A 19,388-nucleotide genomic window follows, 5' to 3' on the forward strand; every position below is an offset into this window, starting at 1 on the left:
ACTGGGGCCTTCGTCGTGTTCCCCTCCTCCGCACCCGCCCCGGGCTCCCGGGCCCGATGACATTTGTCATCGGGAGCGATGACAGCGCGCACTGCCGACGGCCCCGGGCCGACGGGAGCCTTGAGACATGACCACCAACGAGCTTGTCATCGACGTCGAAGGGCTCCGGCGGACCTACGCCGGAGGGTTCGAGGCCGTCCGATCCGTGTCCTTCTCCGTGGCGCGCGGCGAACTCTTCGCGCTCCTGGGCACGAACGGCGCGGGCAAGACCTCCACCCTGGAGCTGCTGGAGGGCCTGGCCGAGCCGACCGACGGTGCCGTACGGGTACTGGGGCACGACCCGTACCGGGAGCGGGGCAAGGTCCGTCCGCGGACCGGAGTGATGCTCCAGGAGGGCGGCTTCCAGGCCCAGTTGACGGTGCTGGAGACCGCGCGGATGTGGGCGGGGTGCACGAGCGGCGCCCGCCCCGTCGAGGAGGCCCTGGAGCTGGTCGGGCTCGGCAAGCGCGGTTCGGTGCGGGTGAAGCAGCTGTCGGGCGGTGAGCGGCGCAGGCTCGACCTGGCGATGGCGGTGCTGGGCCGACCGGAGATCCTCTTCCTGGACGAGCCGACCACCGGCATGGACGCCGAAGGGCGGCACGACACCTGGGAGTTGGTGCGCGAGCTGCGCGAGCAGGGCACGACCGTGCTGCTCACCACGCACTACCTCGAAGAGGCCGAGGAGCTGGCCGACCGGCTGGCGATCATGCACGAGGGCCGGATCGCCGCCGAGGGGCGGGTGGACGAGGTGGTGGCCGCGCACCCGTCCCGGATCAGTTTCGAACTGCCCGCCGGGTACCACCTGGGCGATCTGCCGCCGCTGGGCCAGCTGGGCGTCACCGCGCACCAGCTCAACGGCAGGACGGTGCAGTTGACGACTCCCGAACTCCAGCGGGCGGCCACCGGGCTGCTGGTCTGGGCACAGGGCGCCGGGCTGGAGCTGCGCGGGCTCGACGTGCGCTCCGCCTCGCTGGAGGAGGCGTTCCTGCACATCGCGCGGGAGGCGAAGGACTCGTCGGGGCCGGAGGCGGCACGGCGGACCAACACGACGACGAGGGAAGAGGTGGCGGCGCGATGAGCGGCACACTGACACGGGCCGCGCACGCGGCGACCGGGAACGCGGCACCGACCACCACGGCGGCGGGCCGGATGAAGGCACTGGCACGCACCGAACTCGCCCTGCTGACCCGGAACAAGGCCGGGCTGGTGATGGCCCTGGTGCTGCCGCTCGCCCTGACCTTCACGACCTGGACCACCGCCAAGGGCATGGACCTGGGCAAGGCCGGCCTCTCGCTCGGCTCGATGGTGATCCCGACGGCCGTGGCGTACGTACTGATCTTCACCGTGTACACGACGCTGGTCGGCACGTACGTCACCCGCCGCGAGGAGCTGGTGCTCAAGCGGCTGCGGACCGGCGAGCCCGGTGACATCGAGATCCTCACCGGGACCTCGATCGCCGCCCTCGCCACGGGGCTGATCCAGGGCCTGGTGCTGCTGGTGCTGGGCGCCGTGGTGCTGGACGCGGAGATGCCGTCCAACCCGCTGTTCGTGGCGGTGGGCATCCTGCTCGGCGTGGCGCTGGCCACCCTGCTGGCGATGGCCACCTCGGCCTTCACCAGGAGCACCGAGAGCTCGCAGCTGACGATCGCGCCCATCATGCTGATCTCGATGTTCGGCTCCGGGCTGGCCTTCCCGCTGGAGTCGCTGCCCGACAAGGTGGCCTCGATCTGCCACCTGCTGCCCTTCTCCCCCGTCGTGGAGCTGATGCGCGGCGGCTGGTCGGGCAATCTGACCTGGTCCGGGGGCATGGGAGCGATGGCCGTCGCGGCGGCCTGGATCGTACTGTCGGTGTACGCGGTCCAGAAGCGGTTCCGCTGGGAGCCGCGGCGCTAGAGCCGATGTCCGGTCCGGAGCCGGGGTCCGGTCCGGAGCCGAGGTCCGGTCCGGAGCCGAGGTCCGGTTGTACTGCCCGCAGACGGTCCGCCGCTGCGGGCAGCGGCCGGTTACTAGGGAGTGGTGACGGGGATGAAGGGCTTCTGGCGGGGGCGCAGCAAGGCCGCCAAATTGGATCTGTACATGCGGATCACCCTGTACGCGCTGCCGTGGCTCCTGCTCCTCGGTGTCATGGCCCCCTTCGCCAGCGATCTGGTGCGCGAGCCGGGTGCGATCGCGATGGCGCAGGGGCTGCTGGCGCTCGCCTTCGTGATGACCCTGCTGTCGATGCACGCCATCAACCGGGGTATCGCTCATCACCGGCACGGAAGTCCGGCACCCTGGCGGACAGCGGTGCTGTCGCTGGTGCTGGGGGCGATGTTCACGGCCCTTGCCGTGACGCTCCAGGTCACCGGGGGCCTCGGGGCCAAGGACAACGACGGTTCGGGCCTCAGCCTGACGCTGTGGTTCGGTCTCTCCCCAGTGGTGATGTGCGTGTACGCGCTCTCCACGGTCCGTCGGCTGTTCCTGTTGACACTGGCGGCTTCGGTCCTGGCCGGTGCCGTCGTGCAGGTCGTCACCGGGGACGGGCCCACCGCCGTGATCACCGGCGTCGGCGTCGTCCTGTCGGGTGTCTACGGCCTTGGCGCGTACCGCTCCTCGCTCTGGTTCATCGCCACGATCTGGGAGCTGGACAAGGCCCAACGCATCCAGGCCCGCCTCGCGGTCGCCGAGGAACGGCTGCGCTTCGGACGGGACCTGCACGACGTGATGGGCCGCAACCTCGCCGTCATCGCGCTCAAGAGCGAGCTGGCCGTGCAACTCGCCGAACGCGGCAGGCCGGAGGCCGTCGCGCAGATGGCCGAGGTGCAGCGGATCGCGCAGGAGTCGCAGCGGGAGGTGCGCGCGGTGGTGCGCGGGTACCGGGAGGCCGATCTGCGCAACGAGATAGAGGGCGCGCGCGGCGTACTGGCCGCGGCCGGGATCAGCTGCGTGGTGGAGGACCGGCTCGCCGCCGAGCTGCCCGCCGCCGTGCAGTCGGCGCTCGGCTGGGTAGTCCGCGAGACCACCACGAACGTGCTGCGGCACGGCAACCCGAAGCAGTGCACGCTGCGGCTGTTCTCCGACGGGGACCGCGCGGTGCTCGTCGTCGAGAACGACGGAACGACGGCCGACGGCGGCGTCGCGTCGTCGGGCACCCCCGGATCGGGTCTGGCGGGCCTGCGCGAGCGGCTGGCCTCGGTCGGCGGCACGCTGGTCGCGGGGGCCACGGACACGGGACGGTTCCGGGTGACGGCGGAGGTCCCGCTGACCGCCGCCGACGGGCCGTCGGGGAACGGAGAGAGGGAAGTGGGGCTCATGGACCCGGAATCACCGGAGCGGCCAGGACCGGAGCGCAAAGGGAAGGGACGGCCCGGGGCCTCCGAGGGCACCGCGGCCTTCGGGTCCTTGCTCGGCGGCAGGTTCCTCGGCGGCGGTCTGCCCGGCGCGAGGTTCTTCCGGCGCTCCGCACGGACGGGGGCGGATGCCGGATGAGTGCCGTGCGCATCCTGCTCGCCGACGACGAGCACCTCATCCGGGGCGCGCTGGCCGCCCTGCTCGCGCTGGAGGACGACCTGGAGGTGGTCGCGGAGGCCGCCACCGGGCCCGAGGCGCTCGCCATGGCGCTCCAGCACCGGCCCGACGTGGCGGTGCTCGACCTCCAGATGCCGGGGCTCGACGGTGTGGCGGTGGCCACATCCCTGCGGACCGAACTCCCCGACTGCCGGACGATGATCGTGACCAGTCACGGGCTGCCCGGACATCTGAAGCGGGCCCTGGAGGCGGGCGTGCGCGGGTTCGTGCCGAAGACCGTCAGCGCCCAGCGGCTGGCCGAGATCATCCGTACCGTACGAGCGGGAAACCGTTATGTGGACCCGGAGTTGGCGGCCGATGCCATCGCGGCGGGGGACTCCCCGCTGACCGTGCGGGAGGCCGAGGTGCTGGAGCTGGCGGCGCACGGCGCACCCGTCGCGGAGATCGCCCAGCGGGCGGCGCTGAGCCAGGGCACCGTACGGAACTACCTGTCGTCCGCGGCCTCGAAACTGGGGGCGGAGAACCGTCACGCGGCAGTGCGTCTCGCACGGGAGCGAGGTTGGGTATAGTTGTCCTCGCGCCACGGCGCAACGCGGACGTAGCTCAGTTGGTAGAGCGCAACCTTGCCAAGGTTGAGGTCGCCAGTTCGAACCTGGTCGTCCGCTCCAGTTGATCCAGAAGGCCCCGGTCATCGCGACCGGGGCCTTCTGCGTGTCTGCTGTCCGGACGTGCCTGCCGCTCGTCCGGGTGCGGCTCTCTCCCGGGGGTTCGGTCCCGCCCCCGGCGTGCCTGGCCGGGGGCGGGTGCCGGACTACGACCAGCTCTGGCCGGTGAGGCGCTCGTACGCCTCGATGTACTTGGCGCGCGAGGCGTCGACGACCTCCTGCGGGAGGGCCGGCGGCGGGGTCTCCGACTTGGCGTTCCAGCCGGAGGCGTCCGAGGTCAGCCAGTTGCGGATGAACTGCTTGTCGAAGGACTGCTGGGTGCGGCCCGGCTCCCAGTCGGCGGCGGGCCAGAAGCGCGAGGAGTCCGGGGTGAGGACCTCGTCCGCGATCACCAGCCGCTCGCCGCCCGCCGGGTCCGCCTCGAAGCCGAACTCGAACTTGGTGTCGGCCAGGACGATGCCCCGGTCGCGGGCGATGTCGCGGGCCCGGCCGTAGACGGCGAGGGTGGTCTGGCGCAGCTGGGCGGCGGTCTCCGCGCCGACCTGGCGGGCGACCTCCTCGTAGCTCACGTTCTCGTCGTGGTCGCCGACGGCGGCCTTGGTGGCGGGGGTGAAGATCGGCGCGGGCAGTTCCGAGCCGTCGACCAGTCCCTCGGGCAGGGCGAGCCCGCAGACCGTGCGGGACTCCCGGTACTCGGCCAGGCCGGAGCCCGTGAGGTAGCCGCGGGCCACGCACTCCACGGGGACCATCCGCAGGGACTTGCAGACCAGGGTGCGGCCCGCCCAGTCGGCGGGGGCTTCCGCGGGCAGTTCGGTCGACAGGACGTGGTTGGGGACGAGGTCCGCGAGCTGGTCGAACCACCACAGCGACAGCTGGGTGAGGACGCGGCCCTTGTCGGGAATGTCGGTGGGCAGCACCCAGTCGAAGGCGCTGGTGCGGTCGCTGGCGACCATCACGAGGTCGCCCGCCTCGTTCTGGTACAGGTCGCGCACCTTGCCGGTGTGCAGGTGTACCAGGCCCGGCACCTGCTGGGGCTCGGGCTTTACTACGAATCCGGACACGGTTCCTCCCCGTGGTTATGGCCAATCGTGTCGATTCTCCCGCACGCGCGGAGGAAGTCCCCGGTCAGGGTGGCCGGGGCGCGCGGACGGTGCGCAACGGAGGGATGGGGCGCACGGGGTCGGCGGCGGCCTCGTGGCGGGATTTCCACGGGGTCGGGGCGGGGCCTGCGGCGGGATTGCGCGGGTGGGGCCCTCGGGTCGGGACGTGGCGCTCAGGGGCCCTTGGCGATGCGGTCCAGGAGGTTCGCGGTGGCGCGCTGGATGCGTGGGTCCACGTGGCCGGGGCGGTCCAGCGCCGGGGACCACGCGAAGGTGCCGGAGGCGAAGACGAGGGCGCCGCTGGGGGCCCGGTAGAGCGAGGTCTCCTGGTGGCGCAGGGCGCCCTCGCTGTCCCGGTACGGGGAGTGCGCCAGCAGGATCCGGCCGCGGTGCTCGGGCAGGGCGGTGCGCGGAAAGTAGCGGTCGGCCTCGCCCGCGACCAGTCCCTCGATCTCGTCTCCCTCGCCCGCGCCGGTGGCCTCCCAGAGCCAGTGCTCCGCGTTGCGCACGACGAGCGGGCTGGGCTCGGGGACCCGGCCCGCGTACTGGATGCCCATCAACTGCTGTTCGGGGCGGTCCACTTCGCGCCACAGGGCGGCCTTCCCCGGGCCGCGCCGCTTGCGGCAGGTCAGGAAGCGGTCGGGGACGCCGGAGGGCGCGGCGGTCAGTTCGACCTGCCAGTACATGGTGTTGGCGGAGAGGAAGACCAGCGAGGTGCCCTCGTCGCGGGCGCGCTCGGCGGCCCGGCGCATGGGCACCGACCAGTACTCGTCGTGGCCGGGGAAGACCAGGCCGCGGTACTGGGAGGTGTCGATGCGGCCCGCGTGCAGGTCGCGGGCGTCCGCGTAGGCGAGGTCGTAGCCGTACCGCTCGGCCCAGCGGATGAAGTCGTAGGCGTGCCCGACGTGCAGGGGCAGGCCCTGGCCCGCGTACGGCCGGTCGAAGGAGACGGTGGTGGCGGCGTCCTCCTCGCCGAGCAGCCGGCCCCGCTCGTCCCAGGCGTGGTAGAGGCTGGCGCCGGTGCGGCCGTCCTCCGGGAAGAGGTTGTACGCCTGCCAGGTGACGTCGGGCATCAGCAGCAGGAAGTCGGCTGGGCGGTCGTCGCGGACCGTGAAGGGGATGTGGCTGCGGTGGCCGTCGGCGCTGGTCAGCACGGCGACGTACGCGCCGAGGCTCCAGTACTCGGGGATCTGCAGGCGCCAGGACTGCCACCAGTGGTGGCAGGAGACGGTGCGGTCGGCGGTCAGCGGGGCGGGCTGGACGATGCCGGAGAGCCGGGGGCTGGTCTCGACGTTGAGTGCGCCGGCGCCGCTGTAGTGGCCGATCCGGTAGACGTACGCGGAGAACTCCTGCGGCGGGTTGACCGTGATGTGGAAGTCGACGGAACCGCCGGGGGCGACGGAGCCGGACGAGGTGAAGCCCTTGATCTGGCAGTTCACGTCGTCGGCGGTACGGGGGCCCTCGTGCCGACGGGGCTGGGGGACCTTGGCGCCGGTGGCGGGATCCAGTTCGGCGTACCAGGGGGCGACCGTGCCGTCCGCGTCGAGGTACTGCTCGCCGCCGCGCAGCCACGGCAGCGGGCCCTGGCCGAAAGGGTCCGAGACGGCGTGCGCGAGCGCACCCGATTCCCAGCGGATCTGCTCCGTCCCCATGTCACATCCCTCCCTCGGTCCCCCGAGACAACAGCGGCCCCTCAGAAGCGCAGTGGTGCATCGGCTGTCAGCTCCAGGACCCCAGCACATCACATAACGCACGCACTCCGTCACCGTTCGTCGCGAATTGGCGTGAAACGGAACCCAGTAGTCCGTTCGTGCGACGTGTCGGCGGTTCTGCGCGCCGTACGGACACATCCGGAGTACGGGGTTCGATGCTGCTGCCGGGTGTGCCGGATGCCCTGCTCATACGAGGCGCACGGGCTTTTCCGGCCGTACGCCGACGGCGGCGAGCCAGCCGCGCAGCGGGCCCGCGTCGCCGTCCTCCACCAGGCTGAGCACCGGTCCCGTCAGGTCGGAGCGGCGCTTGCCGTCGACGAGCAGGGCCGGGCCGTCCAGCCAGTCCAGGCCGGGCGCGGCGCCCGCGGTGTCGACCGCGGCGCAGCAGACCATCGCGGTGACGTGGTCGGCGAGCAGGTCGCGGCCGGTACGGGGCGGCTGGATCGGGAACACCGGCAGCGGGCCCTCGTCCCAGGAGCCGCCGTCCCACAGCTCGTGCCCGTCGCCCAGCGGGACCGGCTCGGGCCGCGGGGCCAGGGCCTCCTCGCGGGCGGCCTCGGCGGTGATCCCGGCGGCCAGCGCGTCCGTGCGCTCCTCGTCGCCGCGCCCGTCGTCGGGGCCCGGCGCGCCGTCCAGCACGAGGGGTTCGGCGGCGAGGTGGTCCATGACGCGGGCGAGCGTCGGGCCCGTACCGGCGGTGCGGCCGGTGCCGCCGCCGGTGCCGTCGCCCGAGCGGGCGGCCAGGGCGTCCAGCACGCGGTGCAGCCGGGCCGCCTCGGTGCGCCACTTGCGGTCGACGACCTCTTCCGGGTACGCCTGCCAGTCGACCGGGGACCAGTCGGGGCCCGGGGTGGCGGGGCCGCCGTGGAAGAGCCGGGCGGCCAGCAGGGACGCGGCCTCGTCGACGGCTCCGGGCTCTTCGAGGAGGTCGCAGGCGGGGCGCTCGCCGAGCCGGGAGGCGAATCCGTCCGCGAGGCGGTCGCGGCGGGAGAGCTCGGTGAGGGCGGAGACCACTCCGGCGTCGAGCCGGGACGGCCAGCGGCCCATCCGCCAGGCGGGCAGCGCGACCCGGGTGAGCAGCCGGTCCCAGCCCGCGTAGGCGAGGCCGACCTGCTCCTGGGCGACGATCCGCAGCCCGTAGTCCACGGCCTGGGCCCGCTCGGACGCGGCGGCGGCGACCCCGCGCTCCAACTGGGTGATGTGCTCGCGGCAGGCGCCGAGCAGCAGCCGGGAGATCCGGCCCAGCGGCGCCAGGGCCGGCCTTCGCAACAGGCCGAAGGGGCCCTGTCCCGGCTTGGCCGCCAGGGCGACCGCCGCGTCCAGGCCCCGTACGAAACGGCGGGCGGCGGCTATGTCGGGGTGCGCGGCGGGGCCGGTGCCCGCCACGACGGGAGCGAGGACGGCCCGCAGCTCGGCGACGCGCATCCACCACAGGAAGGGCGAGCCGATGACCAGGACGGGGGCGGTGGGCCCGGTACGTATGGACTCGGCGGAGCCGGAGCCGGCCGGGCGGGCCGTCGCGTTGGTCCGCTCCTCCAGCCAGCTGTCGCAGTCCGGGGTCAGGGCTATCGCGGACGGCGCGGGCACGTCGAGCCGCTCGGCCAGGTCCTCGACCAGGCGGTACAGGTCGGGGGCGGAGGACTCGGTCAGCTCCACCGTGGGCGTCATGGCGGGCCGCGCCCGCGCGACCACCACGGCGACCAGCAGCCCGGTCAGCAGCACCACCGCCGCGACGCCGGACACCGCCCAGCGCGCCGCGTCCCAGCCTGGCCCCACGAGCCGTCCCGAGGCGCCGCCGGCCAGCAGCACGACGGCCACGGCGGCGGGCAGCAGGGCACCGGCCAGCGCCCGGCCGCGCACCCGCAGAACGGCGAGCGCACGCTCCCGCGCGGCCTGCGCGCCCTGCTCCTCGCCCAGGCCCCGTGGGGCGCGCGGCGCACCCGCGCCACCGCTCGAACTCAGCCCCTCGGAACCACCGGAACCACGGGAGCCATGGGAACCACCAGAACCGGACCGAGAACCGGGGCCAGTGGAACTGGCACCGGAATCAGACACACCGGACACGACCGGATTCACCCCCTCTGCCCTGCGACGGGTTGCTCACTCCCCCACTGTGGCACCCGCCACCGACATCGCAATGTCGGTGGGCCAAGTGCCGGAACCGCTTGCGCGGCACCCTAGTTGGGGCTTTGGCACCAGTCATCCGGATGGGCGAGCCGTCACCCGATTGAATGGCTTTGGGCAAAGGTGCTGGCTTCCGGGGCGGAACCGGGCTCTCCCCCGCGGACCGGCCCGTACGCGACAGGGGCGGACCGGGCATCCGCCCGGTCCGCCCCTGTCGGCGTCCTGCTCAGCCCCGGGCGTCCTGGGCGGCCTTCTGCGCGATGTCCGTACGGTGCTGCGAGCCGTCGAGCCGGATCCGGCCGACGGCGCGGTACGCGCGCTCCCGGGCCTCGGTCAGGTCGGCGCCGGTCGCGGTCACGGACAACACCCGGCCGCCGGCGCTCAGCACGGCGTCGCCGTCCCGCTTGGTGCCCGCGTGCAGGACGTACGCCTCGGGGGCGTCCTGGGCGGCCACCTCGGCGAGGCCCTCGATGGGGTCGCCGGTGCGCGGGGTGCCGGGGTAGTTGTGCGAGGCGACGACGACGGTCACGGCCGTCTCGTCGCGCCACTTCAGCGGGGGCAGGGCGTCCAGGGTGCCGTTGGCCGCGCCGAGCAGCACGCCCGCGAGGGGGGTGCGCAGCCGGGCCAGCACGACCTGGGTCTCCGGGTCGCCGAAGCGGGCGTTGAACTCGATGACCCGCACCCCGCGGCTCGTGATCGCGAGACCCGCGTACAGCAGACCGGAGAACGGGGTTCCGCGGCGCCGCAGCTCGTCGACCGTCGGCTGGAGCACGGAGTCCATGACCTCGTCGACCAGCTTGGGGTCGGCCCACGGCAGCGGCGAGTAGGCGCCCATGCCGCCGGTGTTGGGGCCCTCGTCGCCGTCCAGGGCACGCTTGAAGTCCTGCGCGGGCTGCAGCGGCAGCACGGTGACCCCGTCGGTGATCGCGAACAGCGACACCTCGGGCCCGTCGAGGAACTCCTCGATGACGACGCGCTCGCAGGCCAGCGCGTGCGCCCGCGCCTCGTCGACGTCGCCGGTCACGACGACGCCCTTGCCGGCCGCGAGACCGTCGTCCTTCACGACGTACGGAGCGCCGAAGGCGGCCAGCGCGGAGTCGATCTCCTCCGGCGTCGTACAGACGTAGCTGCGCGCGGTGGGCACCCCGGCGGCGGCCATCACGTCCTTGGCGAACGCCTTGGAGCCCTCCAGTTCGGCGGCCTCCCTGGACGGCCCGAAGACCGGAATCCCGGCTTCGCGGACGGCGTCGGCGACTCCCGCGACGAGCGGGGCCTCCGGGCCGACGACGACGAGACCGGCGCCGAGTTCGGTGGCGAGGCGCGCGACGGCGGCCCCGTCGAGGGCATCGACCGGGTGCAGCTCCGCCACTTCCGCGATGCCGGCGTTGCCGGGGGCGCAGTAGAGAGCGGTGACGTCGGGGTCGAGGGACAGAGAGCGGCACAGGGCGTGTTCGCGGGCGCCGCCGCCGATGACGAGGACCTTCACGGGGTGCAGCCTAGCCGTGCCGGAACACCCCGAATCCCGGGGCAGCCCTTTCGACGCCCCGCCACGGGGAAACCCCCGGCCCCACAAGGGGCGCGGGGAACTGCGCGAACGACCAGCCACACCTCCGCCGCCGAAGAACAGCCCCGCAAGGGGCGCGGGGAACTGCGCGAGCGACACAACACCTCCCGCGGGGAAACCCCGGCCCCGCGGCGAGCGGTTCAGGGAAGGGGCGGGGAGGGGCAAAACCCGCCGCAGGCGCCCCCCCACCTACTCGTTCACGAACTCCTCGACCACCGTCGCCCCCAACTCCCGCACGATCAGGTCGTGCCCGGACAGCGCCGAATCCACCAGGTCCGGATCGTCGTCCTCCGGCACATCGTCCTCGACGGAGACCGGCTGCCGCTGCGGTACGGGCTCGGGGCGCGGTGCCTCGGGAGCCGGAGCCGGATTCTGCGCCTGGTGCTGCGCCTGCGCGGGATGCACGGCCGGGGCCTGCGCGGCCCCCTGCACCGGGCCCCCGCCCCCCTGCGGCGCCGAGGCCTGCGGCGGACGCGGCGCGGCCGGGGCCGGAGCCGCGGGGGCACCGCCGTAGCCGCCCCCGCCCCCACCGAATCCCCCGCCTCCGCCACCGCCGCCACCGAAGCCACCGCCACCGCCGCCTCCGCCTCCGTAACCGCCGGAAGGCCCGCCCGACGGCTGGCCGCCACCGCCCCCGCCGGTCGCGTCGACGACGGACTCGATCCGCCACTGCACGTTGAAGGACTCGGCGAGAACTTGCTTCAGCACGTCCTCACTGCCGCTGCTGGCGAAGTTGTCGCGGGCTCCGGCGTTGATGAAGCCGACCTGGAGGGTGGTCCCGTCGAAGCCGACGACCTGGGCGTTCTGGCTGAGCAGGATCCAGGTGAACCGGCGGCGGTTCTTGACGGCCTCCAGGATTCCGGGCCACATGTTCCGCACCTGGGCGGCACCCTGCGCGGCGGCGGCGCTGGGCCCCGCCTGACCGGGCGCACCGCCACCCGGCGCACCGGCCTGCGCCTGTGGAGCCGGGGCCTGCGCCTGGGGCTGCGGCGCCACCGGCTCGGGCCGGCCCTGCCCGGGAGCGGACGCGGTGGGCCAGCCACCGGGCCGCCGCGCGGGAGCTTCGGCGGGCGGCGCGGCAGCCGGGGGTGCGGCAGCGGCGGGCGCGTACGGAGCCTGCGCCCCCGGCCCCCCGGCACCCGGGTCCACCCCCGCCGCGGGAGCGGACGCCGCGGGAGCAGCAGCGGGCACCGCCCCCGGAGAAAAAGCAGCCCCAGCACCAGGGCCGGCCCCAGAACCAGGACCTGCCACGGAACCAGGACCTGCCACCGGACCAGCCCCCACCGCAGGACCAGCCCCAACCGCCCCGGACCCGGCCCCATGCCCCTGCCCCGGCATCTGCCCCGCCGCATGGCCCTCCGCGCCCGCCCCCGGCACGTACCCCATCGGCGGCATTCCGGGCATCGGCCCGCCGGCGACGAACGCACCGCCGCCGCCCCCGCCGTTCCGCTCCAGCCGGTCCAGTCGCGCCTGCACGGAGCGCTCGTCGTCGAAGGCGGCGGGCAGCAGCACGCGCGCGCAGATCAGCTCCAGCTGGAGCCGGGGCGAAGTGGCCCCGCGCATCTCCGTAAGACCGGAGTTGACCAGGTCGGCGGCCCGGCTCAGCTCGGCGGCGCCGAACACGGAAGCCTGCGCCTGCATCCGTTCCACCACGTCGGCCGGGGCGTCGATCAGCCCCTTCTCCCCGGCGTCCGGCACAGCGGCCAGAATCACCAGGTCGCGCAGCCGCTCCAGCAGGTCGGCGACGAACCGGCGCGGGTCGTTGCCGCCCTCGATGACCCGGTCCACGACCTCGAAGGCCGCGGCCCCGTCCCCAGCGGCGAAGGCATCGACGACGGAGTCCAGCAGGGACCCGTCGGTGTACCCGAGCAGCGCGGTCGCCATGGCGTACGTCACACCGTCGTCGGCCGCGCCCGCCAGCAGCTGGTCCATCACCGACATCGAGTCACGCACCGACCCGGCGCCGGCCCGCACCACCAGCGGAAGCACACCGTCCTCGACGTGGCTCTCCTCCTTGGCGCACACCTCGCCGAGGTAGTCGCGCAGCGTCCCTGGCGGCACCAGCCGGAAGGGGTAGTGGTGGGTCCTGGAGCGGATCGTCCCGATGACCTTCTCGGGCTCGGTCGTCGCGAAGATGAACTTGAGGTGCTCCGGCGGCTCCTCGACCACCTTCAGCAGGGCGTTGAAGCCCGCCGAGGTGACCATGTGGGCCTCGTCGATGATGTAGATCTTGTACCGGCTGCTGGCAGGCCCGAAGAATGCCTTCTCCCGCAGGTCACGGGCGTCGTCCACACCACCGTGGGACGCCGCGTCGATCTCGATCACATCGATCGAACCGCGCCCGTTGCGCGCCAGGTCCACACAGGACTGGCACTCGCCGCAGGGGGTCGGGGTGGGCCCCTGCTCACAATTGAGACAGCGCGCCAGGATCCGCGCACTGGTCGTCTTTCCACAACCGCGCGGCCCGCTGAACAGGTACGCGTGATTGACCCGGTTGTTCCGCAGGGCCTGCATCAGCGGGGCAGTGACATGCTCCTGACCGATGACCTCGGCGAAGGACTCGGGGCGATAGCGGCGGTACAGCGCAAGGGACGACACACATACGAGGTTATCGGGACCCACTGACAACGGGTCCCGCCGACAACCGGTAGCACCGACAACCGGCCCCGCACCCGAGAACAACCGGCCCCGACCGCGCCCCCGGCCCGCCCCCGGCCCGCCTCCGGCGCCCGACCTCACGGAACCCGGCCCTCCGGGAACGCAAAGACCCCCCACGCACCCGCCAGAGCCAACCTACCCTTGCTGCCTTCCGGCCCTGGGGGAGTTCAGTCAGATAGCGCCACGTGAGGGGCTGACCCCCACCCTAGCCGATCCCCCGGCCCAAATACGACCGGCTCCCACCTCGGAACTTCCCCGGAAGCCGCCCCCGGGGAACGTGGTCGCAAGCACCCCTCAACGTCTTGTATTGTTTGCGGCGGAGGATTCGCCTAGTGGCCTAGGGCGCACGCTTGGAAAGCGTGTTGGGGGCAACCCCTCACGAGTTCGAATCTCGTATCCTCCGCAGGCAGAAGGCCCGGACCGTGCAAACGGTCCGGGCCTTCGTCTTTTCCCGTCTCAGTTTCCGTCTCAGTCCGGGTCCGGCGAGCCCCAGAGCGCGACGCCCACTTGATCAGCCACCTTTTTCAGCATCGGGCCAGTGACGTGCATGTACCGGGCGCGCATCCGAGCGGCACCGCCAGGCTCCCAGCCCATGATTGCGTCGACCACCACATCGGGGACCCCGAGCAGGAGAAGGACCGTCGCGGCCGTGTGGCGGGCGTCGTGCAGTCGCCCGTCTCGTACGCCAGCGTCCGCCAGCAGTTGCTTCCACCGGTGGTAGTCGGTGTTCGGGATCAGCGGCGTCCCAATCTCCGAGGCGAAGACGTACCCCTTGTCCTCCCAGAGGTCCCCGGCGTCCTGCCGCTCCCTCTCCTGATCTTCCTGGTGCTTGCGGAGAATCTTGGTCACCGGGTCGGGCAAGCCGATCGTCCGTCGACCGGCGCGGGACTTCGTGTTCTTGAACTCCCGCCGGGTCTGTTCCCGCTTCGGGCAGTACCCGGGCTTGCGACCGCAGGTGTCTCCGCAGCCGTGCGCGTACTTCGGGCGCAGCCGGTTCTTCCGCGTGCGGATGTATCCGGCGTCCAGGTACACGTCCTCCCACTTCAGCCCGAGCGCTTCGCCCTGTCGCAGCCCGAGAGCCAGGGCCACGACCCACCGTGCGCTGTTGCGGAGCTTCGATGCCTCCAGCAAGAGGCTCTGCACTTCTTCGATCGAGTACGGCTCGATGTCCTCCTCTTCGAGACGCGGAGCCTTGGCGATCTCAGCGACGTTCCGAGTGACGTGCCCACGCTTGACCGCCTCACCGAGCGCAACCCGGATCGTCCGGTGAACGTGGTGGGCCGTTCCGGCGGCGCTTCCCCGCTTCTGCATCAGCTCGTAGAAGGCTTCCAGGTGTTCCGGCTCAAGGCGCTCCAGCTTGTGAGCCCCCAGGCCCGGCACCAGGTGGACGCGCACATCTACCTCGTAGCCGTCGTAGCTGTTCTCGCTCACGTACTTCTTGGCGATGTTGTCCACCCAGTGCTCAAGCCAGGTCTTGACCGTCCACCGCTGACCCGCCGAAGGAACCTTGCCCTCGTCCCGCAGCCCTTCCAGCTTCCGGACCGCCCTTGTGACTTCCGGGCGGGTCTTACGTTCCACATGCCGACGGTCGGGCCTGCCGTCGGGGCGTACGCCGACCGTGACGCGGCCGTGCCACTTGCCATCCTTACCGAGGTAGATCGATGAAGCGCCGTTGGGCTGCCGGGTCCTCTTCTGCTCAGCCATGGTCAGCCCCTCAAGCGGCCAGCGCGGAGGCGCGCAGCTTGGCGACGTAATCGGGCACGGCGTTGGCAGGTACGCGGCGGAGGCGGCCCACCGTGACCGACTCAAGCTCTCCGGTGCTCACGAGCTTGAAGCAGGTCGTACGCCCGACACTGAGGCGGCGCGCAGCCTCGTCAACGGTGAGGAGGGCCAACGTCGGGTCCACTGCCACGATGGCCAGCTCAGGTGTCTCGTTCACTGCCAGTCCCCCTCTTCTGAGTCGTCTAGGTCTGCGAGTGCTTCGCGTGCGGTGTCGCGGTTGGTCTTGAGATCGCGGGCGATGCTGGCAGCGAGCCAGGATTCACCCGGGGTGTGTCCGTGCCCGGCGTACTGCCAGTGCGCGAGGACGACCGTGGAGCCCTCCGAGTCGTCGTCCAGGACTTCCGGGAGCCCGCGCTCGCGGCGTTCCTGGCGGGCCCGGTAGTCGGCGCGCACGGCCCGGCGCTCGGTAAGGGTGGTGGAGTAGACGCGGGACTTGGTCATGAAGTGGCCGCGGAAGCCGAGCATGTGCGACCACTTGGCCAGCAGCCGATCCGGATAGGCGTCGTCCAGTTCCCAGCACGCTTCGATCAATCGGCGGGCATGGGCGGGCAGGCCCGGCAGCTTGGCAAGTTCGGCACGTTCCCCAATCCGCCGATCCACCGTGCCGGAGGTCTCGGCCGCCTTCGTGGCGTACTTCGCGACGTAGGAGGCAACCGCACTGTCGGTGAGTTCCACCTGATTCATGCCGCCGATGGCCTGGACGTCAACCTGTCGCCCCCAGCGCAAGGACCGGGCCGGGTGCCCGGCGGCCGGCGGGACCGTCACCGAGACCCGGGACGCCGCAGAGCGGATCGCATCGGTGAGCAGGCCCACCGTCGCCCAGGACGGCGGCGCGTCCTCATGCCCGGCAGGGCCGTCGAGGCGCACCACGGCATGGAAGTGGACCGCTCCGCGCTTCTGGAACTCCGCGACCTTCCCGAAGGAGACCCGGCAGAAGTCCGGCAGCTCCCGTTGGGTGAGGCCCGCACGGGCGGCGATCTCCCGGCGCAGGTAGATGCTGAAGCGCTGCCACAGGGCCCCGGCGAAGTTGTTGAACAGCACCGCCCCCGCGTAGTCGTAGGTGGCCGGGTCCAACGCGGTGCCCAACAGCGGAGAGTCCTCCTGGTGGGCGGTGCCGCACCGGCAGCGCCCCGTGTCCGGCCGGTTGTGGACGGGCCCGAACGACGGAGCCGTCAGCGTCGCGAACACTCCCGGGTGCTGACGGACCCGACTCGTGACACCCATCCGGGAATCGCCAGTGATCCCGGCCCTGATCAGGTGGTAGACATCCCCGGCATACGTCCAGGCGCACGAGGGGCAGCGGGAGGCCCGCCGGTTGCCGCACGCGATCCGTAACCGGCCGCCCGGCTCTTGGTCCGTCGCGTAGGAGTGCAGCACCTCACCGGTAGCCGCGTCCCGGGTAACGGTCGAGCCCGTCAGGTGGATCGGGTCCGAGCAGCCACCCGTACGGCGGACCTGCTCACGCCACCGGTCGAAGTCCGGGGAACCAGCCACCCGCAGCAGATCAGCCAGGGTCAGGGGGTCGGTGCCCATGGAGGCCGCAGCATCAGCCACGGCCCCAGGAGCGACGGGGAAGACCGTCACGCGTCCTCCCTCGGATAACCGTGCCCGAGAGGCGGGTAGAGCCCGAACAGCTTGGCCTCTTCCTCCGCGTAGTGCGCATCGTCAATCACCATGAAGAACCGGCTGTACGGCCGCACGTCGTACGCGTCGAGGTACAAGGCGATCCGCTCGGTGCGCTTTTCGTCTGCGATCTCAGCCGCGTGCAGGGCGTCGTCGAAGGGGCTCACGCGAACACCCCCACCGGACTCGGGATGTGCCCGTCAGGGTTGTGTCCCGGGCAGTTCACCTTGGCGACCGAGGTCGGCTCATCAAGTTCGTAGCGGAACTCAGTCCACCCCGTGCCCGCGCACCGGCATGCCCCCTCGACCTGCGGGCGCTTCCCCCGCTCACAAGCCTCATCACTCATCCTGAAGATGAGGACCGTGAGGGACGCCAGTTCCCCCACCCGACGCAGACGGCCCTTCTTCGGGAAGCGAACTCGGTGGGCCTTCGTCTGCTCGCTCGTGGCGAAGCGGCCCAGCAACTGGAAGCCGCTGAGAAAAGCAGCCGACTGGTGCAGCTCGTCCAAGCCCAGACGAACGGCACCCTCAACGATCCAGGACTCAAGTTCCTGATCATCGTCACGAGACCGGTGGCGGTACGCGTCGGGCATGTCCGAGGCGTAGAGCGCCACAGCCCGCTCACTGTTCGACAGATCGCGTACGGACAGCGCTGGCAGCGCATCGGGAGACCTCAACGGAGATCGCGACGGCTGAAAGGCACCCGAGACCTGCACCGGTAAAGACAGAACCGTCATGATGGGACCACCCCTTCGGGGTCAGGGGAGCGGCTGACTGCTTGGCGGTAGGGAGCCGCTCCCTGCTCTTGGAAGCCGCAAGTTTGTGGGCAAACCCGCGAACTATTCAAAAGCTAGGCCTACTTGACCGCACACGCAAGGGGTTTGCCCACAAACCCGCGAAGTCGCATCATGAAGGCATGGACCCACGGCCGACGGCGGTAGACCGTCCCATCCAGTTGCAGATCGCAGACGACATCCGGATGCAGATCGAACGGGGCGACCTTGAACCCGGTGCCTCGCTTCCGACGCTCGATGAGCTGCGCCAGAGGTGGTCATGCTCGATGAACTCAGCTCGGGGAGCCGTTGCGCTGCTGAAGTCGCAAGGGCTGATCACCTCTGGTCGTGGGAAGGCACCTCGCGTACGCATCCCGCCAGCGCGAGTGATCCGGTCCTCAGAGCGTCACCAGGCGGAAAAGGACCTCGCTCGCCGCCCCGAGAAGGAACGGGCGACCGTCGGCGAGGCAGAAACCAACCTCGGCATGTCCATACAGGAGCAGTCGTTCCGGACCGAGTACTCCACCATCGAGGCCAGTACTGAACTGGCCAAGTCGCTTGAAGTGACCGCTGGCACGCTGGTGCTGCAACGGCTCTACGAGTCGACGGATACCCGCACCGGTCACTTGCTCTCTCACAGCACGTCGTACATCCCGCTTGCTCTCGTCGAGGGCAACCCCGAGTTGCTTGACCAGAACCGGGAACCTTGGCCCGGGGGCACACATCATCAACTCTCAACTGTGGGTATCGAGATCAAGACCGTCGTGGACGAGGTGACCGGCCGCATGCCGACCACCGTCGAAGCGCGAGCGTGGGGCCTGTCGGACGGCATCCCGCTCCTGATCTGCCGCCGCATTTCACTGGACGCCGATGATCGAGTGGTCGAAATCTCGGATGCCGACTACCCCGCTGATCGGACAGAACTGCGCTTTGTCACGCCCCTGAAGGCATGGCGGAAGGCGTCCCGTACGACTCGCTGAAAATCGAGCGGAACAGGGAGAAGCAACGTATGAGTACTCAGCTCAGCAGTACGGATGAAGAGTTCCTTGAATACGCTATTCGCCTCTCGCAGCACTCTCTCGAACAGGGAGGAACCCCCTTTGGTGCGATCGTCGTAATTCAAGGGGAGATCGTCGGGAAGGGGACGAGCAGCGTCGTAGAGCTGCGAGATCCAACCGCTCACGCCGAGGTCATGGCCCTGCGCGAGGCGGGCGCGAAGCTCGGACGGCACCTGTTCGAGGATGGAGTGATGTACGCCAGCAGTGAGCCGTGCCCTATGTGCTTGGTGGCCTGTTATTGGGCGCGAATTCCCAGGCTTGTGTACGCCGGGACAAGCACAGATGTGGCGGTGAATGGATTCGAAGACTTGCAGTTCTACAGGGAGCTTTCAATGCCCGCGACGCAACGCACTCTGATTGAGCAGGCACAGAGCCCAGCCCTGCAAGAGCAAGCCACTGCGGTGCTTGAAGCGTGGGCGGCACGACTCCCCGAACCGGTGCAGCCGAAGCTCTGACGGAAACGGCAAGCCCGGAGCCCAGCGGCTGTTACAGGTTTCTCTACATCATCAAGTGGCCCGCTCACGCGGGCCTGGCCCCTTGGCTGCGGGCTCTGTGCCTTCGGCACCCGCCCGCGCCCTGGGGCCGGAAGCAACCGGCCAGGGATGGGAAACCACGCCTTGGCTGGGGCGGCCGGCTCCACGGCTTTAGGCAGCCACTTTGGGGCGAGCCTCTACGATCATGGCCCCGATTCGGGCTATTGCGGGCAGGCTAGGTGCTGCCCGAATCGCGGCCAGCGTAAGGGGCCATGATCACTCGCCCCAAAGCAGCTCCAGCCCAAAGCCGC

The 19,388-nt window shown here is 71.2% G+C and carries 16 protein-coding genes, 2 tRNA genes and 1 other RNA gene; 8 read left to right on the forward strand and 11 right to left on the reverse strand.

From position 1 onward, the window contains the following. Positions 1–127: 127 nt before the first annotated feature. From ACFYVL_RS35070 to ACFYVL_RS35090, 5 genes are all read left to right on the forward strand, one after another. A complete protein-coding gene (locus ACFYVL_RS35070) occupies positions 128–1,117 on the forward strand; it encodes an ABC transporter ATP-binding protein (RefSeq protein WP_389252254.1) in 990 nt (329 codons plus the stop codon). Next, complete coding sequence (locus ACFYVL_RS35075; protein ID WP_389252256.1) at positions 1,114–1,932, forward strand: ABC transporter permease; 819 nt, start codon at positions 1,114–1,116, stop codon at positions 1,930–1,932. Before ACFYVL_RS35070 ends, ACFYVL_RS35075 begins: the two co-directional genes overlap by 4 nt. A 132-nt stretch (positions 1,933–2,064) precedes the next feature. Beyond that, positions 2,065–3,507 (forward strand): sensor histidine kinase, encoded by a 1,443-nt coding sequence (locus tag ACFYVL_RS35080; RefSeq protein ID WP_389252488.1) that lies wholly within the window; start codon positions 2,065–2,067, stop codon positions 3,505–3,507. Continuing rightward, the gene (locus ACFYVL_RS35085) at positions 3,504–4,115 is read left to right on the forward strand and encodes a response regulator (protein WP_389252258.1); all 612 of its coding nucleotides are present in this window, start codon (positions 3,504–3,506) and stop codon (positions 4,113–4,115) included. The genes ACFYVL_RS35080 and ACFYVL_RS35085 overlap by 4 nt, the downstream gene beginning before the upstream one ends. Before the next feature lie 23 nt (positions 4,116–4,138). Further along, positions 4,139–4,214 (forward strand) — tRNA-Gly (locus ACFYVL_RS35090). Between the two features lie 143 nt (positions 4,215–4,357). On the opposite strand, the gene ACFYVL_RS35095 is transcribed toward ACFYVL_RS35090, so the two are convergent. The 6 genes from ACFYVL_RS35095 to ffs all read right to left on the reverse strand — a co-directional run bounded on the left by ACFYVL_RS35095 (position 4,358) and on the right by ffs (position 13,564). After that, positions 4,358–5,272 (reverse strand): phosphoribosylaminoimidazolesuccinocarboxamide synthase, encoded by a 915-nt coding sequence (locus ACFYVL_RS35095; RefSeq protein ID WP_389252259.1) that lies wholly within the window; start codon positions 5,270–5,272, stop codon positions 4,358–4,360. Between the two features lie 212 nt (positions 5,273–5,484). After that, positions 5,485–6,963: a N,N-dimethylformamidase beta subunit family domain-containing protein gene (locus tag ACFYVL_RS35100; protein ID WP_389252261.1), complete on the reverse strand. Its 1,479-nt coding sequence runs from the start codon at positions 6,961–6,963 to the stop codon at positions 5,485–5,487. 246 nt (positions 6,964–7,209) lie between these two features. Then, entirely contained in the window at positions 7,210–8,940 is a 1,731-nt protein-coding gene (locus tag ACFYVL_RS35105; protein ID WP_389252490.1) for a hypothetical protein, read from the reverse strand. 433 nt (positions 8,941–9,373) lie between these two features. Continuing rightward, positions 9,374–10,633, reverse strand: coding sequence for a phosphoribosylamine--glycine ligase (gene purD / locus ACFYVL_RS35110; protein WP_389252263.1), 1,260 nt, complete (start codon positions 10,631–10,633; stop codon positions 9,374–9,376). A gap of 267 nt (positions 10,634–10,900) precedes the next feature. After that, positions 10,901–13,309, reverse strand: coding sequence for a DNA polymerase III subunit gamma and tau (locus tag ACFYVL_RS35115; protein ID WP_389252265.1), 2,409 nt, complete (start codon positions 13,307–13,309; stop codon positions 10,901–10,903). A 164-nt stretch (positions 13,310–13,473) separates the two neighbouring features. After that, an RNA gene (gene ffs / locus ACFYVL_RS35120) (signal recognition particle sRNA small type) lies at positions 13,474–13,564 on the reverse strand. A gap of 123 nt (positions 13,565–13,687) precedes the next feature. On the opposite strand from ffs, the gene ACFYVL_RS35125 reads away from it, so the two are divergent. Next, positions 13,688–13,772, forward strand: a tRNA-Ser gene (locus tag ACFYVL_RS35125). Positions 13,773–13,837: 65 nt separating this feature from the next. On the opposite strand, the gene ACFYVL_RS35130 is transcribed toward ACFYVL_RS35125, so the two are convergent. The 5 genes from ACFYVL_RS35130 to ACFYVL_RS35150 are packed head-to-tail and all read right to left on the reverse strand — an operon-like array spanning position 13,838 to position 17,510. Next, complete coding sequence (locus ACFYVL_RS35130; protein ID WP_389252267.1) at positions 13,838–15,073, reverse strand: tyrosine-type recombinase/integrase; 1,236 nt, start codon at positions 15,071–15,073, stop codon at positions 13,838–13,840. Positions 15,074–15,083: 10 nt separating this feature from the next. Further along, positions 15,084–15,308 carry an excisionase family DNA-binding protein gene (locus ACFYVL_RS35135; protein WP_389252269.1) on the reverse strand — a complete coding sequence of 75 codons (225 nt, stop codon included), beginning with the start codon at positions 15,306–15,308 and terminating at the stop codon, positions 15,084–15,086. Next, positions 15,305–16,705, reverse strand: a complete 1,401-nt coding sequence (gene repSA / locus ACFYVL_RS35140; RefSeq protein ID WP_389252492.1) for a replication initiator protein RepSA — start codon at positions 16,703–16,705, stop codon at positions 15,305–15,307. Before repSA ends, ACFYVL_RS35135 begins: the two co-directional genes overlap by 4 nt. 26 nt (positions 16,706–16,731) lie before the next feature. Beyond that, complete coding sequence (locus ACFYVL_RS35145) at positions 16,732–16,941, reverse strand: hypothetical protein (RefSeq protein ID WP_389252271.1); 210 nt, start codon at positions 16,939–16,941, stop codon at positions 16,732–16,734. Beyond that, positions 16,938–17,510 (reverse strand): hypothetical protein, encoded by a 573-nt coding sequence (locus ACFYVL_RS35150; protein WP_389252272.1) that lies wholly within the window; start codon positions 17,508–17,510, stop codon positions 16,938–16,940. The genes ACFYVL_RS35145 and ACFYVL_RS35150 overlap by 4 nt, the downstream gene beginning before the upstream one ends. A 179-nt stretch (positions 17,511–17,689) precedes the next feature. On the opposite strand from ACFYVL_RS35150, the gene ACFYVL_RS35155 reads away from it, so the two are divergent. Together ACFYVL_RS35155 and ACFYVL_RS35160 are read left to right on the forward strand one after the other, a co-directional pair. Then, on the forward strand, positions 17,690–18,526 hold the full coding sequence (locus tag ACFYVL_RS35155) for a GntR family transcriptional regulator (RefSeq protein ID WP_389252274.1): 837 nt from the start codon (positions 17,690–17,692) through the stop codon (positions 18,524–18,526). A 29-nt stretch (positions 18,527–18,555) separates the two neighbouring features. After that, positions 18,556–19,059, forward strand: coding sequence for a nucleoside deaminase (locus ACFYVL_RS35160; RefSeq protein WP_389252276.1), 504 nt, complete (start codon positions 18,556–18,558; stop codon positions 19,057–19,059). Positions 19,060–19,388 lie beyond the last annotated feature (329 nt).

Origin of the sequence: Streptomyces sp. NPDC004111 (genome assembly GCF_042874215.1) — a bacterium.
Classification (GTDB): Bacteria; Actinomycetota; Actinomycetes; order Streptomycetales; family Streptomycetaceae; genus Streptomyces.

What these genes read in the sequence shown, in the direction of transcription:
- ACFYVL_RS35155 (WP_389252274.1), top strand. Translation starts at nt 17,690, where the DNA reads ATGGACCCACGGCCGACGGCGGTAGACCGTCCCATCCAGTTGCAGATC.
- ACFYVL_RS35150 (WP_389252272.1), bottom strand. Translation starts at nt 17,510, where the DNA reads ATGACGGTTCTGTCTTTACCGGTGCAGGTCTCGGGTGCCTTTCAGCCG.
- ACFYVL_RS35070 (WP_389252254.1), top strand. Translation starts at nt 128, where the DNA reads ATGACCACCAACGAGCTTGTCATCGACGTCGAAGGGCTCCGGCGGACC.
- ACFYVL_RS35085 (WP_389252258.1), top strand. Translation starts at nt 3,504, where the DNA reads ATGAGTGCCGTGCGCATCCTGCTCGCCGACGACGAGCACCTCATCCGG.
- ACFYVL_RS35075 (WP_389252256.1), top strand. Translation starts at nt 1,114, where the DNA reads ATGAGCGGCACACTGACACGGGCCGCGCACGCGGCGACCGGGAACGCG.
- ACFYVL_RS35100 (WP_389252261.1), bottom strand. Translation starts at nt 6,963, where the DNA reads ATGGGGACGGAGCAGATCCGCTGGGAATCGGGTGCGCTCGCGCACGCC.
- ACFYVL_RS35080 (WP_389252488.1), top strand. Translation starts at nt 2,065, where the DNA reads ATGAAGGGCTTCTGGCGGGGGCGCAGCAAGGCCGCCAAATTGGATCTG.
- ACFYVL_RS35130 (WP_389252267.1), bottom strand. Translation starts at nt 15,073, where the DNA reads ATGGCTGAGCAGAAGAGGACCCGGCAGCCCAACGGCGCTTCATCGATC.
- ACFYVL_RS35160 (WP_389252276.1), top strand. Translation starts at nt 18,556, where the DNA reads ATGAGTACTCAGCTCAGCAGTACGGATGAAGAGTTCCTTGAATACGCT.